This is a genomic window from Actinospineispora spinosispora DSM 44797, from assembly GCF_000429025.1.
In the GTDB taxonomy this organism is placed as follows: Bacteria; Actinomycetota; Actinomycetes; order Mycobacteriales; family Pseudonocardiaceae; genus Pseudonocardia; species Pseudonocardia spinosispora.
Genome location: NZ_AUBB01000020.1, coordinates 117,730 through 134,457 on the forward strand (window position 1 = coordinate 117,730; position 16,728 = coordinate 134,457).

General features: G+C 73.9%; 1 protein-coding gene. It reads right to left on the bottom strand.

The window, feature by feature from the left end; translation table 11 throughout:
* Positions 1-21: 21 nt before the first annotated feature.
* Positions 22-16,710: a type I polyketide synthase gene (locus G406_RS58705; protein WP_051341808.1), complete on the bottom strand. Its 16,689-nt coding sequence runs from the start codon at positions 16,708-16,710 to the stop codon at positions 22-24.
* Positions 16,711-16,728: the final 18 nt, after the last annotated feature.

A 16,728-nucleotide genomic window follows, 5' to 3' on the forward strand; every position in this document is an offset into this window, starting at 1 on the left:
ACCTCCCGTTACCCGAAAGCATCAGTGGTCAGCGCTCTCGGACTCCAGCGCCATGCGGACCAGACTCTCGGCGTCGAGCTGGTCGATCTCCTCGGCGCGTCCGCCGCCGTCGGGGTGCCGGACGCCGCCGTCCGGGTCCGCCAGCCGAAGCAGGGCATCGAGGATTCCGGCGTCGCGGAACCGGGAGATCGCGGTGGTCGCCAGGACACGCCGCAGCGTTTCTTCCTCCGGATCGGCGCCACCGGCACCGTCGAGCACCAGTAACCCGCGTAGGTACTCGGCCACCGCCGCCGTGGTCGGATAGTCGAACACCACGGTCGCGGGCAGCCTCAAGCCGGTTGCCTGGTTCAGCCGGTTCCGCAGCTCGACCGCGATCATGGAGTCGAAACCGAGGTCCTTGAAGGCGCGCTGGGGCTCGACCTCTTCCGTCGAGCCCTGGCCGAGCACGGCGGCCACGTGGGCCTGGACCAGCGTGAACAGCATCCGTTCCTGCTCGTCCGTGGCCAGCGACGCCAGCTGCCGGCGCAGCGCCTCGGCCACATCGGCGCCGTCAGCCGTCGCTTCCGCGACAGTGGTGGCCCCGGCCAGCCTGCGCCACACGGGAGCCGGCTCGTCGCCCGGTCCCGCGTCGACCGGCGCGCGCAGGCGGGCGACGTTGAGCCGCGCCAGCACCAGTGAGGTCTCGTCGCGCTCCGCCGCCATGTCGAGCAGTGCCAGCGCGTCGTCCTCGGTCAGTACCCCGATCGCCGGGGGACGACTGCTCGGGCCAGGCTCTGCGGCGAGACCGAGGGCCGTCTGTTCGCCGGCCGTGGGTCCCCAGGCCAGAGTGACGGCCGGGAGACCGGCCGCTCGACGCTGGTCCGCCAGGGCATGCAGGAAACCCGCCTGGGCACAGCCCTCGTCCGTCGCCTCCGCCGTGCCGAGGGTGGCGGCGAGGGTGGAGCACAGGACAAACGCGTCCAGATCCAGATCGGCGGTGAGCCGGTGGAGGTTCCACGCCACGTCCAGCGCGGTCGGGTCGCTGTCCTCGGACTCGTGCACCACGAACCTCGGCGGGTCCTGGGGACGGCCGCCCAGCACACGCGTCAGTTCGCCTCGGGTGCCGGCGGCACGTTCGCCGTCCGGGTCCCAGATGGCGAGATCGCAGGCGGTGATCCGGACGTCGGCTCCGGCGCCGGCCAGGTCGGCGGCCAGTACGGCGGTGCCCGCGGCGGCCGGGCCCGGGGTGGTGACCACGGTGACGGCCGTGACCCTGCCGGTCCGAGCAAGGTGCTGAGCCGCCCGGGCCGCCGCCGTGCCCGGACCGCCGGTGACGAGGACCGTACCTCCGGGGTGGCCGACGGGGAGCTCCGATGCGAGGACAGCGCCGGTGGGACGGATCAGGCGCCGCCCGTAGACCGTGTCGCCCCGCAGAGCCAGCTCCGGTTCGTCCGAGGCCAGGGAGGCGAGCAGCATGCTCAACCGGTCGGGTGCGGCGGCGTCGGGGTCGCCGGCACTCAGATCGGCAAGGACCACCCGACCCGGCTCCCGCGACTGGGTGGAGCGGACCAACCCCCAGACCGCGGCCCCGGTCAGCTCCGGAGCGAGCTGGTCCGCCCCGGCCGCGACCGCCCCTCGGGTCACCAGCACCAGGCGGGCCCCGGCGAGCGGCTCCAACGCCAGCCATTGTTCGAGCAGCGCGCGGACCTCCGTGATCACCCGTCGGACGGCCTCGCCCGGAGTCTCACCTGCCTCCCGCGCCGTCCGGGGACAGGCCACGACGAACTGAGGGATCGGTTCACCTGCGTCGATCGCGGCGGCCAGCGCGGCCAGGTCCGGGTGGTCGCCGACGGTCGCACCGACCTCCCGCAGCCCGGCGCCGAATCCGACCGCATCGGTTCCGGTCACCGCCCACGGCCCGGTGATCGCCGAGGTGGGATCGGGAACCGGCACCCAGGCCAGGTCGAACAAACAGTCGCGCAGCGTGTTGCCCGCGCGCCGTAGCTCGCGCGCCGTCACCGGCCGCGGCGCCACCGAACCGATGGTGACCACGGGCGCGCCGGTCTTGTCGAACGCGCTCAACGACCAGCCCTCTGAGCGGGGACGCAGGCGGACCCGCAGCTGGGAGGCCCCCGGCGAGTGCACGGTGACGTCGGCCCAGGAAGCGGGGACCATCGCGTGCTCCCCCGGCCGGCCAGGGTCGGCGTACTCCGTGACGAGGACCACGGCCTGGAACGCCGACTCGAGCAGGATCGGGTGGACTCCGAACAAGCCGGCCTGAGCCGACACCGCCTCGGGCAGCGTCACCTCGAGCAGCAGGTCGCTCCCGTGTCGCCAGGCCGACCTCGGGCGGGGGGCGACAGCGCCGGTCTCGGACACCTCCAGGTCGCCGAGCTCGACCGGTTCGGCATCGGGGGGTGGCCAGGTCAAGAACTCCCGTGCCACGGCGGGCGGGGCCACGTCGGCCGGGCTCAGCACACCGCCCGCGTGCCAGGTCCAGGCCGCGGCGGCGCCCGCCGGTTGGTCGGCCGGGTCAGCGGGGTGCTCCGTGCGGGCATAAATCTGGACTGTCCTGCTCTCCGGCGATGGGCCGGTCCCCGGCGCACCGAGCGCGATCTGGACCTGGGTCGGGAGGTCCGGGGACAGCACCAACGGGGTGGTGAGGGTGAGTGTGTCGATCCGTGCGCACCCGGCCTGGTGACCGGCCACGATCGCCAGCTCGGCGAGCGCCGCGCCCGGCAGCACCGTCAACCCGGCGATCGTGTGCTGTGCCAACCAGGGCTGGGCCCGGACCGACAGCCGTCCCGTGACGACCAGACCGTCGCCCTCGGCCAGCTGGACGCTCGCACCCAGCAACGGGTGGCCGACCGACTCGAGGCCCGCCGACGAGACGTCCCCGCCCCCGGACACCGTCGGCACCGGCCAATAACGCTCGTTCTGGAAAGCGTAGGTGGGCAGGTCCACCTGGGCCGAGGGCACCAGCACCCTGGTCCAGTCGACGGCCACCCCGCGCACGTGCAGCGAGGCGAGCGACCCCAGCGCCCTGGCGGCACCGCCGTCGTCGCGGCGCAGCGATCCGGTGACCACCGGGTCCGCCGAGGTGGCCAGACGTTCCAGGGTCGTGGTGATCGCGGAGGTGAGCACCGGGTGCGGCGACACCTCGATGAACACGCCACAGTGGTCGGTGTGCAGCCGCTCGATCCCCTGGCTGAACTCGACGGTGGCGCGCAGGCTGTCGTACCAGTACTGCTCGTCCATCTCAGTGCCGTCGAGATAGTCACCGGTCATCCCGGACACGATCGGAACGGTCGCGGGTTGTGGGGTGATCCCCCGTACGGCGGCGAGCACCTCCTCGCGGATGGTCTCGATCTGTGGGCCGTGCGGGGCGTAGTCCATCGGCACGAACCGTGCGCGGATGCCGTCGCGTTCACACTCGCCCGCGAGCGCCCGCAGGGCCTCCATGGCACCGGAGACGGTGATCGCCTCGGGCCCGTTCACCGTGGACACCGCCAGCTCGGGGTGCCCGGCGTCGAGGCGAGCCCGCACCGCGTCCCGGGGTGCGGCGATCGAGAGCACGCCACCCTGTCCCGCGAGCGCCCGCATGGCCTGGCCTCGGCGAGCCACCACCCGTGCACCGTCGGACAGCGACAGGACACCGGCGACCACGGCGGCGGCGATCTCACCCTGGCTGTGGCCGACCACCGCGTCCGGCCTGATCCCCGCGGCACTCCAGAAGGCGGCCAGCGAGACCATGACCGCCCAGAGCATGGGGTGCACGACGTCGATCCGGTCCAGGTCCGGTGCGCCATCCCGACCGTGCAGCACGTCCTCGAACGACCAGTCCAGGTGAGGAGCCAGTGCCTGGCCGCACTCGGTCAGGCTTGCGGCGAACACCGGTGAGACCGCCGCCAGGTCCCGCCCCATGCCCACCCATTGCGATCCCTGGCCTGGGAAGACGAACACCACCCGGTCGGTGCCACCTCCGGCGGAGCCCGTGCCGGTGCTGACCCCGGGGGCCGGCAGGCGCGAGCCCACGGCGGAGAGGCCGGCGAGCAGCTCGTCGCGGCTCGCGCCGGTGATCACAGCTCGGTGCTCGAACCGGGTGCGCGTGGTGGCCAGTGACCACGCAAGGCCCGCGAGGTCCAGATCGGGTTCCGCCGAGACCAGCTCACGCAGCCGGTCCGCCTGGACGGCCAGCCCTGCGCCGGTCCGGCCGGACACCAGCCATGCGGTGGCCGGCCCGGCGAGCAGGGATTCCGGCTCGGTCTCGGTGGCGCTCGTCCGGTCCGGGGCGGCGTCGGCCGGTGGGGCCGAGGCTTCCTCGAGCAGGAGGTGGACGTTGGTGCCGCTGATCCCGAAGGAGGAGACCCCGGCCCGGCGCGTTCGCCCGTTGCGGGGCCACGGCCGCGACTGCGCCAACAGCTGGATGTCGCCGTCCGCCCAGTCCACGTGGGTGGACGGTTTCTCGGCGTAGAGGCTCCGGGGCAGCTCCTCGTGTCGCAGCGCCAGCACCATCTTGATCACGCTCGCCACGCCCGCCGCGCACGAGGTGTGGCCGAGGTTGCTCTTGACCGAACCGAGCCACAGCGGCTGCCCGTCGTGCCGGTTCTGTCCGTAGGTGGCGAGCAGGGCCTGGGCCTCGATCGGGTCGCCCAGCTCGGTGCCGGTGCCGTGCGCCTCGACGGCGTCCACGTCGGCCGGCGAGAGCCGGGCGTTGGCCAGTGCGGCCTGGATGACCCGCTGCTGGGAGGGACCGTTGGGCGCGGTGAGGCCGTTGGATGCGCCGTCGGAGTTCACGGCACTGCCCCGGATCACGGCGAGCACCGGGTGGTTGTTGCGCCGGGCGTCGCTGAGTTTCTCCAGCACCAGCATGCCGGCGCCCTCGGACATGCCCATGCCGTCGGCAGAGGTGGAGAAGGCCTTGCACCGACCGTCGGCCGCCAGTGCCCCCTGCTGCGAGAAGCTGACCAGGCTGCCCGGGGTGGCCATGATCGTGACGCCGCCGGCGAGGGCCAGGGTGCACTCCCCGGTCCGCAGCGCGTTCACCGCCAGGTGCATCGCGACCAGGGACGAGGAGCAGGCGGTGTCGATGGTGACCGCCGGGCCTTCCAGGCCCAGGATGTAGGAGATCCGCCCGGACATCACACTGGCCGCGGTGCCGGTCAGGAGATGGCCGGCGAGATCGGGCGGTAGGTCGGCCCCGTAGCTGGAGAACGACGCGCCCACGTAGACCCCGGTGACGGATCCGCGCAGGGCGGTCGGGTCGAGGCGGGCCCGCTCCAGGGCCTCCCAGGATGTCTGGAGCAGCACGCGCTGTTGCGGGTCCATGGCCAGCGCCTCGCGCGGGCTGATGCTGAAGAAACCGGGATCGAACTCGGCGGCCCCTCGGAGGAAACCGCCCTGCGCGGTGTTCGCGCCGTCGGTGTGGTCCAGGCTCGCACCCAGCCACCCTCGGTCGCGGGGCAACGGGGAGATCGCATCGACGCCGCCGGCGAGAAGGTCCCAGAAGGTCTCGGGATCGGTCACATCGCCGGGGAAGCGGCAGCTCATGGCGACGATCGCGATCGGTTCCGCTTCGGCCGCGACCGCACCGGTCGGCGTCGGGACCGACGGGCCCTCGTCGAGCACCCGGGCACGCAGGTACTCGACCAGGGCCGAGGCCGAGGGATGGTCGAAGATCGCCGTGGCCGGCAGCCGCAGGCCGGTGGCGGCGGCCAACCGGTTGCGCAGCTCGACCGCGGTCAGTGAGTCGAACCCCAGATCGCGGAACGCCCGACGGGGCTCGATGGCCTCGGGCGTCGCGTGGCCGAGTGCGGCCGCGGCGTGACCCCGGACCAGGTCGAGCAGCAGCCGGGTCCGGTCCGACCCGGACAGTCGGGTCAGCTCCCCGCGCAGTGACTCGGCGGCCGACCCGGCGGCGGGTCCGGTGGAGGCGACCGGAGGTCGGGAGGCACCGCCGGTGAGCACCCGCCACAGTGGGGCCAGCTCGGTGCCCAGCGCGGCCTGCGCCCGGATCCCGGCCACGTCCAACCGGATCGGGACCAGCAGCGCGTCGTCGCGGGTCGCGGCCAGGTCGAGGAGTGCACAGCCCTGTTCGGCGCTCAGCGGGCCAGCGCTGCCGAGGGAGAGCCGATCCACGTGCCGGTCGGTGAGCTGGCCGGTCAGTGCGCTGGTGTCGGCCCAGAACCCCCAGGCCAGTGAGACGGCGGGCAACCCCGCCGCGCGCCGGTACGCGGCGAGCGCGTCGAGGAAGGCGTTGGCGGCGGCGTAGTTGCCCTGCCCGGCCGCGCCGAACGCGGACGCGCCGGAGGAGAAGAGGACGAAGGTGTCCAGGTCCATCCCCGAGGTGAGCTCGTGCAGGTTCCAGGCGGCGTCGGCCTTGGGGCGCAGCACCGCGTCGATCCGGTCCGGCGTCAGCGATCCGATCACGCCGTCGTCGAGGACACCGGCGGCGTGCACGACGCCCGTGAGCTCCACTCCGGCCAGTACCGAGGCCAGCGCCGGACGATCGGCGGCGTCAGCGGCGACGATCCGTACCTCGCTACCGGCCTCGGCCAGGTCGGCGGCCAGCGTGGCGGCGCCGCGAGCGGCCGGACCTGAGCGGCTGGTCAGCAGCAGAGCGTCGGTGTGGCCGGTCGTGGCCCGGTGCCGGGCGATCAGGCCGCCGACCGTCCCGGTGCCACCGGTGATCAGCAGTACGCCCGGCCGGATGGCGGTGGGGTCGGGCGGCACGGTCAGGACGATCTTGCCCACGTGCCGGGCGTGGCTCATGAACCGGAACGCCTCCGGCGCCCTGCGCACGTCCCAGGCCCGCACCGGGAGCGTCGCGAGGGTGGTGTCGTGGATCAGCTCGGTGGCCTCGGCCAGGATCTCGGCGAGCCGCTCCGGGGTGGCGTCACTGGTGACGAAGGTCCGGTAGTTCACGCCAGGGTGGTCGTGGGCGACCTGGGCCGGGTCGCGGACGTCGGTCTTGCCCATCTCCAGGAACATTCCGCCTCGGGGCAGCAGCCGCAGTGACGCGTCGGTCAGCTCACCGGCCAGTGCGTTGAGCACGATGTCCATGCCCTCGCCGTCGGTCGCCGCGAGGAAGGCGGCCTCGAACTCGGCGGTCCGCGACGAGGCGATGTGGTCGTCGCCGAGCCCCATCGCGCGCAGCGTCGGCCACTTGGCCGGGCTCGCCGTGGCGTAGACGTCGAGCCCCAGGTGTCGGGCCAACGCGACCGCGGCCGTGCCGACCCCACCGGCCGCGGCGTGCACGAGCAGCCGCTGTCCCGGTCGGGCGGCGGCCAGGTCTACCAGGGCGAACCAGGCGGTGGTGTAGGCGATCGGGACGGTGGCGGCCGCGGCGAACGACCAGTCCGACGGCATCCTCGTCACCAGGCGGGCGTCGGTGACCACGAGCGGCCCGGCCGCACCGGAGGCCATACCGAGTACCCGGTCCCCGGCCCCGACCGTGGTCACCGCCGCGCCGGTCTCGACGACGACGCCGGCGACCTCGGCGCCGACCAACGCCTGCTCCGGGTACATGCCGAGGGCGATCAGGACGTCGCGGAAGTTCAGGCCGACGGCGCGGACCGCGATCCGTACCTCCCCGTCCCGCAGCGGCGCGCTCGCCTCAGGGTGAGGCACGAGGGCCAGGCCGGCCAGGGTGCCCTTCTCCTCGGCGTCCAGCCGCCACGGGCCGGAGGCCGGCGGGACCAACGGCGGTGTCGTCGACCGCACGAGCCGCCTGCCGAACGCGGTGTGGTCACGGATGGCGAGCTCGGGTTCGCCGACACCCAGTGCGGCGGCGAGCACACCGAGTGTGTCGCTGTCGGCGCCGTTCGCCGGGAGATCGACCAGGATCAGCCGCTCCGGGTCCTCCGACTGTGCGGAGCGGACCAGGCCCCAGGCTGCCGAGGCGGGCAGGTCGGACACCGTGGCGCCGGCTTCGGTGGCGACGGCCCCCCGGCTGACGATCACCAGCCGGGCCGGCGCCAGCGCGTCGAGGGCCAGCCACCGCTGCAGGAGGTCGAGCACCTCGGCCGTCAACCGGCGGGCGGACTCCGCCGGATCGGTCGCGGCGCCGTTGCCGGCCTGGATGCTGGCGAACACCAGCTCCGGTGGCGTCGCGCCGGCGTCGACCGCCTCGGTCAGCGTGGCGAGGTCGGCGTAGGTCCGCGTCGGGGTCCCGTGCGCGGTGAGGCCGGCGGCCAGCGCGAAGGGGTCGGCGCCGGTCACGGCCCAGGTCGCGGTACCGGCAGGCTTCGGGTCGGCGCCGACCGGCGTCCACACGACCGCGAACAGGGCGTCGTCCACGCCGCCGCCGGACGGCTGAAGGGCACCGGCCGAGACCGGGCGCAGCACCAGCGACTCGGCGCTGACCACGGGCGTGCCGGTGGTGTCGGTCGCGACGAGCGAGATCCCGCCGCTGTCGGCGTCCTGTCGGAGCCGGACCCGCAGTCGGGACGCACCGGACGCGTGGAGGGACAGCCCGGTCCAGGCGAAGGGCAGCAGTACCTCGCCCCGTCCTCCATCGGCGACGGGCCCGGTCCACGCTTGCCCGGCGAGGCTCGAGGCGTGCAGGCACGAGTCGAGCAGGGCGGGGTGCAGACCGAAGCCGGCCGCGTCCTCGGTCGCGTCATCGGGCAGTGCGACCTCGGCGAAGATGTCGCCACCCCGGCGCCAGGCGGCCCGCAGACCCCGGAACGTCGGCCCGAAACCGTAGCCCCCCTGGGCCTGGAGCTCGTAGTGACCGGTGAGGTCGACCGCCTCGGCATCTCGAGGCGGCCAGAGCCGGAAATCGCCGTGCCCGGCATCCATCGGCGCGGTCGCCGGCGCGAGGAGCCCTGTGACGTGCCGGGTCCAGGTCCCCTCGTCGGCGGATTCCTCGGGCTGGCCGTACACCGCGACCGCCCGGTGGCCCCGCTCGTCAGGGGTACTCACGGTCACCTGCACGCGGACCGCGCCGTCGGCCGGGAGCACCAGCGGTGCGGCCAGGGTCAGCTCCTCGACCCGGGGACAACCGGCCTGGAACCCGGCCCGGACGGCAAGCTCCACGAAGGCCGTCCCCGGCAGCAGGACGGTTCCGGCGACGGCGTGGTCGGCCAGCCAGGGCTGCGACCGGACCGACAGCCGTCCGGTGCAGAGCAGGCCCTGGCCGTCGGCCAGGTCCACCGCCGCACCCAGCAGCGGATGGTTGGCCGCACCCAGCCCGAGGGAGGTCGCGCCGGTCGCGGTGGCCGTCGTGAGCTTCGGCCAGTACCGCTGGCGCTGGAACGCATAGGTGGGCAGGTCGACCCGCCCGCTCTCGGCCAGCACCGAGGGCCAGTCGACGCAGACCCCACCGACATGGGCCTCGGCCAGGGAGGCCAACGCACGCGGGGAGCCGCCGTCGTCGCGGCGCAAGGAACCGATGACGGCCGCGACCGTGCGTGTGTCATCCAGCTCGGGAACGCCGTCGTGGTCGTCGAGGCTCTCCAGGGTGTCGCCGATCGCGGTGGTCAGCACGGGGTGTGGGGAGACCTCGATGAAGGCCCCGTGCCCGACCCGGCCCACCACCTCGACGGCGCGGGAGAACTCCACGGTCGCCCGCAGGCTCGCATACCAGTACCCGGCATCGGCTTCGGGACCTCGCAGGTACTCACCGGTCATGGCCGACACCATCGGCACCCGCGCCGGCCCGGGGACGATCCCGGCCAGCAGCTCGAGAACCTCCGCACGAATGGCGTCGACCTGCGGCCCGTGCGAGGCATAGTCCACCGGCAGCAACCGGGTCCGGACGCCTTCCGCCTCGAACTCGGCGGCCAGGTCCGCCAGGGCCGACGGCTCGCCGGAGACAACCGTGGCCGAGGGACCGTTCACCGCCGCGACCGACAGCCGGCCATCGCTCGACTCCACCCGGGCGGCGACAGCGTCCCGAGGGGCGGCCAGTGAGAGCATGCCCCCTGCCCCGGAGAGAGCGGTCAGGGCCCGGCTGCGCAGCGCGACCACCTTCGCCGCATCCTCCAGCGACAGGATCCCCGCGACCACCGCCGCCGCGATCTCACCCTGCGAATGCCCGATCACGACGTCCGGCCGCACCCCGGCCGCCTGCCACCAGCTCGCCAGCGACACCATCACCGCCCACAGCACCGGCTGCACCACGTCGACCCGGTCGAGGCCTGGCGCACCCTCCAGCCCGGCGAGCACGTCGTCCAGCGACCAGTCGACGTACGGGGCCAACGCCCGGCCGCACTCCGCCAGCCGGGCCGCGAACACCGGAGAGGAGGCAGCCAGCTCCCGCCCCATCCCCAGCCACTGCGAACCCTGGCCGGGAAAGACGAACGCCACCCGCACCGCATCACTGTCGACCGGGACCGCGCCACTGGTCACGCTGCCGGTCGGCTCGCCGTCCGCGAACGCGGTCAACCCCGCGAGCAGCTCCTCCCGCCCGGCACCCGACACGACGGCCCGGTGCTCGAACGTCGACCGGGTGGTGGCCAGCGACCAGGCCACCTGCGCGATGTCCAGCTCTGGACGGCTCGCCACGAACTCGGCCAGCCGACCCGCCTGCGCCGCCAGCGCCGCGCTGCTCCGAGCCGACACCAACCACGCCGTGCTCGGCGAGGTGAGCACCGGCGGCCGGGCGTCCGCGACTGGCGCCTCCGTGTCGTCGGCTCTCTCGATGGCGGCGTCGGCGACCGGAGCTTCGGCCAGGATCGCGTGCACGTTGGTGCCGCTGACCCCGAACGCCGAGACCCCGGCGCGACGGGGACGGCCGTTGACCGGCCAGTCGACCGGTTCGGTGAGGAGCTTGACGTTGCCAGCGGACCAGTCCACGTGGGGGCTGCGGTGTTCGGCGTGCAAGGTTCGCGGCAGCTGCCGGTGCCGCAGCGCCAGCACCATCTTGATGATCCCGGCGACGCCGGCCGCCGACTGGGTGTGCCCGATGTTCGACTTCACCGATCCCAACCACAGTGGCTGGTCATCGTCACGGCCATGGCCGTACGTCGCCAGGAGTGCCTGCGCCTCGATCGGGTCGCCCAGCACCGTGCCGGTGCCATGGGCCTCGACCGCGTCGACCTGGTCCGCGCGCAGTCCGGCGTTGGCCAGCGCGCTCCGGATCACCCGCTGTTGCGAGGGGCCGTTGGGCGCGGTCAACCCGTTGCTGGCGCCGTCCTGGTTCATCGCGCTACCGGCCACGACCGCGAGCACCTGGTGGCCGTTGCGGCGGGCATCGGAGAGGCGCTCCAGCACGAGCAACCCGGCGCCCTCACCCCACCCGATCCCGTCGGCGTCGGCGGCGAACGCCTTGCACCGCCCGTCGAACGCCAGCCCCTGCTGGCGGGAGAACTCCGCGAACGCACCCGGCGTCGACATCACCGCCACGCCACCGGCCAGCGCCATCGAGCACTCGCCGGCGCGCAACGCCTGACACGCCAGATGCAGCGCGACGAGCGACGACGAACAGGCCGTGTCCACCGTGACCGCGGGGCCTTCGAGCCCCAGGGTGTACGACACCCGACCCGAGATGACCGATGCAAGTCCGCGGATCAGCTGGTAGCCCTCCGAGCCTGCCTCGCCGGCCAGGCCGTAGGAGTACCCACCGAAGCTGGCACCGGCGAACACCCCGGTCGCGGAGCCCTTCAGGGACGCCGGATCGATGCCCGCCCGTTCGATCGCTTCCCACGCCGTCTCCAGCAGCAGCCGCTGCTGCGGATCCATCGCCATCGCCTCGCGCGGGCTGATCCCGAAGAAGGCGGGGTCGAACGCGGCCGCGTCGTAGATGAAGCCGCCCACCTGGGTCGTCGACGCGGCGGTGTCCACCCCCGCGTACAGGCCCTCCAGGTCCCAACCCCGGTCCGAGGGGAACCCGGCGATCGCGTCGGTCCCTGCGACCAGCAGGTCCCACAGATCCTCCGGATCCCGGACACCGCCGGGGAACCGGCAGCCCATCCCCACGATCGCGATCGGTTCCCCGGGGCCGGCGCTGGTGTGGGTTCCGGTCGGTGTCTCGACGTCGGGCAGGATGCCGAGCAGTTCGGTCCGCAGGAATCCCGCGGCCGCGGCCGGCGTGGGGTGGTCGAATACGAGGGTCGTCGGGAGGGTCAGGCCGGTCGCCGTGTTCAGGCGGGTACGCAGCTCGACGGCGGTGACCGAGTCGAAGCCGAGGTCCTTGAACGCACGCCCTGCCGCCAGTGTCTCCTGCGAGGGGTGCCGCAACACCGCCGCGGCCTCGGCCCGCACCAGGTCGGTCAACAGCCGGGTCTGCTCGACCCGGTCCAACCCGGCCAACCGGGCGGCCAGCTCGGTGTCGCCGGCCCCACGCGGGCCGGCCACCGACGGTGGCGGCTCGCTGAGGGCACGCCGCACCTCGGGCAGCTCACCGATCAGCGGGCTGGGCCGGCGCACGGTGAACACCGGCGCGAACCGGGTCCAGTCGATGTCGGCCACGGTGAGCGGACCGTCGCCCTCGTCGAGGGCGTGTGCCAGCGCCTCGATGGCGCGATCCGGGTCCATGTCCCGCAGGCCGAGTCGCCGGAGCGCCTCACCTGCCGGGCCGTCGCCCATGCCGCCGCCACCCCACAACCCCCAGGCCACCGAGGTGCCGGCCAGCCCACGCGCGCGCCGATCCTCGACCAGCGCATCCAGGTACGTGTTGGCCGCGGCGTACCCACCCAGCTGGGCGCCACCCCAGACTGCGGCGCCCGAGGAGAAGGTGACAAACGCGTCCGCGTCGGGGATCAGCTCGTCGAGGTGGGTGGCGCCGCCGGCCTTGGCCGCCATGGATGCACCGAGACCGGCCAGGTCGAGATCGGCCAGCGTAGTCCCCACGACCACACCGGCCGCGTGGAACACCGAGCTGGGCTTCGGCCCGTTCCCACCGATCCACCCCACCAGGCCGGCCACCTCGGCCCGCGCCCCGATATCCGCGGCCAGCACGGCGACCGACGCACCGGCCACCGCCAGCTCGGCTGCCAGCGCACCGATCCCCGGCGCCGCCGGACCGGAACGGCTGGTCAGCGCAACCCGGACCGCGCCGCGCCCGACCGTCCACCTCGCCAGCCGAGCCCCGATCGACCCGGTCCCACCGGTGACCAGCACGGTGCCGCGCGGAGCCCAGGCATCCCTGGTCCACTCGGCCGGCGGTGCCGCCCGGACCAGGCGGCGGGCCAGCACACCCGCGCCGCGGATCGCCACCTGGTCCTCGCCACCGGAGCCGGCGGCGAGTACCGCGCACAGGCGGCGCGCCGCCCGGTCGTCCAGCACCTCGGGTAGGTCGACCAGACCACCCCAACGCTCCGGCTGTTCGAGGGCCGCGACCTGGCCCAAGCCCCACACCGGCGCCTGCCAGACACCGCCGGGTGCCCGGTCCGGCCCGACCGCTCCCGACGTCAGCACCCACAGCGGCGCGGCCAGGCCGAGATCCTCCAGCGCCTGGATCAGACCGACCGTGCCGGCCAGACCGGCCGGCACAACCGGAACGCCCGCCACCGGCGCCCGGTCCAACGCCAACAGCGACACCACCCCGGTCGGCGGGGCGGACGGTGCGGCGGCACCGATCCGGGCGGCGAGCGTCGCCCGGTCGAGCGCGTCGGGGGCAAGGTGCAGGGTGAGGACGTCCGCGCCACCAGCCGACAGGGCTCCGCCGACCGCGGCGGCCAGGTTGTCGCGCGGGTTCTCGGGCTCGCCGCGCTCATCGAGGGGGGCGAGCACGAGCCAGGTGCCGGACAGTGTGGCCGGACCGGGGTCGGCGACCGGGATCCAGGTGACCCGGTAGCGCCAGTCGGCCAGCACGGACTGCTCGCGGTCGTGCCGTCGCCACGAGGCCATCGCCGGCACGACCTCGTGCAGCGGCCAGTCGTCCTCGACCGACAGCGCGCCGGCAAGGCCGGCGACGTCGTTCGCCTCGACGGCGGCCCAGAACCGTGCCTCACCCGGCGATGACGAGTCAGCCGGGGAGCCGGGCTGGCCGCCCTCGGCCGGTGTCGGCCAGTAGTGCCGCCGCTGGAACGCGTAGGTGGGCAGCTCGACCCGCTCGCCCTCGGCGAGCACCGCCGACCAGTCCACGACGACGCCCCGCGCGTACACCGCGGCCACGGACGCCAGCACCCGCGCCGCGCCGCCGTCGTCACGGCGCAGCGTCCCGGCCACCAACGGCTCGGTCCGGGCGTCGGCCTCGAGGGTCTCGGTGATCGCGGTCGTCAGCACCGGGTGGGGGGAGACCTCGATGAACGCCCCGTACTCGGCGCGGCCCAATGTCTCGACGGCCCGGGAGAACTCCACCGTCGCGCGCAGGCTCGCGTACCAGTACTCGGCATCGAGTTCGTCGCCAGCCAGGTACTCGCCGGTCATCGCCGAGATCATCGGCAGCAGCGCGGGCCGGGGAGTGATGTCGGCCAGCCGGTCCAGCACCTCGTCCCGGATGGCGTCGACGTGCGGCCCGTGGGAGGCGTAGTCCACCGGCAGCAGCCGGGTCCGGACGCCCTCCGCCTCGAACTCGGCGGCCAGGGCGGCCAGCGCCGAGGGCTCGCCCGAGACGACCGTGGCTGCCGGTCCGTTGACCGCGGCGACCGACAGCTGGCCGCCGTGCGGTGCCAGCCGGGCCGCGACGGTGTCCAGCGGCGCGGCGAGGGACAACATGCCGCCCGCGCCGGACAGCGCGGTCAGCGCCCGGCTGCGCAGCGCGACGATCTTGGCGGCATCCTCCAGGGACAGGATCCCGGCGACGACCGCGGCCGCGATCTCACCCTGCGAGTGCCCGACCACCGCATCGGGTCGCACCCCCGCCGCCTGCCACCAGCCGGCCAGCGACACCATCACCGCCCACAGCACGGGCTGCACCACGTCGACCCGCTCGAGGCCCGGCGCACCCGCTGCTCCGGCCAGCACGTCGTCGAGGGACCAGTCAACGTACGGCGACAGCGCCTGCCCACACTCGGCCAGCCGGGCGGCGAACACCGGCGACGACGCGGCCAGCTCGCGGCCCATCCCGATCCACTGCGAACCCTGGCCGGGGAAGACGAAGACCACCCGGCGGGAGAGTTCGGCGACGCCGGTCACGACCGAGGCCGACGGTGTCGCGGTGGCCAGGGAGGACACCGAGGTGACCAGCTCGTCGCGGTCGGTGCCGATGACGACGGCCCGGTGCTCGAGTGCGGGCCGGGTCGTGGCCAGTGACCAGGCGACGTCCACCGGCGTCAGTGCGGTGCGCGCGGTCAGGTGTGCGGCCAGCCGCGACGCCTGGGCCCGCAGACCGTCGGCGCTCTGGCCAGACACCAGCAAGGCCACCGGGCCGCCGCGCAGCACGGCCGGTGTTTCGGTAGCGGAGGCACCCACCTCCGCATCGGTCGCTTCGGCACCGTCGGGCTTCGGCGTGGAGGCCGGCGCGGCGGCGGGCGGTTCCTCGACGATCACGTGCGCGTTGGTGCCGCTGATCCCGAACGACGACACCCCGGCCCTGCGCGGCTGCCCGTTGGCCGTCCACGGCACCGGCTCGGTCAGCAGCTGGACCTGCCCTGCCGACCAGTCCACGTGCGGCGACGGTTCCTCGGCGTGCAGGGTGCGCGGCAGCAGGTCGTGATTCAGGGCCAGGACCATCTTGATGACCCCGGCGACGCCGGCGGCAGCCTGGGTGTGCCCGATGTTCGACTTCACCGAGCCCAGCCACACGGGCTGGTTCTCCGGCCGGTCCTGGCCGTAGGTGGCCAGCAGTGCCTGTGCCTCGATCGGGTCGCCGAGGACCGTGCCGGTCCCGTGCGCCTCGACCACGTCCACATCGGCGGCCGACAGCCGGGCGCTGGCCAGCGCGGCCCGGATCACCCGCTGTTGGGAGGGGCCGTTCGGCGCGGTGAGCCCGTTCGAGGCGCCGTCCTGGTTCACCGCGCTGCCCCGGACCACGGCCAGTACGCGGTGGCCGTTGCGCTGGGCGTCGGCCAGTCGTTCAACGACGAGCATCCCGACGCCCTCACCCCAGCCGGTGCCGTCGGCCGCCGAGGCGAACGGCTTGCACCGCCCGTCGAAGGCGAGCCCGCCCTGGCGGGAGAACTCCACGAAGGTGCCGGGTTCCGCCATCACGGTGACCCCGCCGGCCAATGCCAGCGTGCACTCGCCGGAACGCAGCGCCTGGGCGGCCAGGTGCAGTGCGACCAGGGACGACGAGCAGGCCGTATCCACGGTCACGGCCGGGCCCTCCAGGCCTAGGCAGTACGCCACCCGGCCGGAGATCACGCTGGTTGCGTTGCCGGTGACCACGTAGCCCTCGGCGTCGCTGACCGGTAGCCCCGCCCCGTAGGCGGAGAACCCCGCTCCGGCGAACACCCCGGTAGCCGAACCGCGCAGCGAGCCGGGGTCGATACCGGCCTGCTCCAGTGCTTCCCATGATGATTCGAGCAGGACCCGCTGCTGCGGGTCCATGGCCAGCGCTTCCCTGGGACTGATCCCGAAGAAGTCGGCATCGAAGCCGGTCGCGTCGTAGACGAACCCGCCCTGGCTCGTCGTCGACACCCCCGCGCCGGCGGTGGCCCCGTAGACACCCTGGGTGTTCCAGCCCCGGTCGGCAGGGAAACCCGCTATCGCGTCCACCCCGCCGGCGAGCAGCTCCCAGAAGCTCTCGGGATCGGCGACCCCGCCGGGGAACCGGCAGCTCATACCGACGATCGCCACCGGCTCGCTGTGGCGGTCCTCCAGCTCCCGCACCTGGCGGCGAGCCTTGCGCAGGTCGGCGGTGGCCCGCTTCAGGTAGTCGAGAAACTTCTGTTCGTTGTCCATGGAAACGGCTCCTCGCCC

Coding starts and splice junctions, on each gene's coding strand:
- G406_RS58705 (WP_051341808.1), bottom strand. CDS start 16,710: ATGGACAACGAACAGAAGTTTCTCGACTACCTGAAGCGGGCCACCGCC.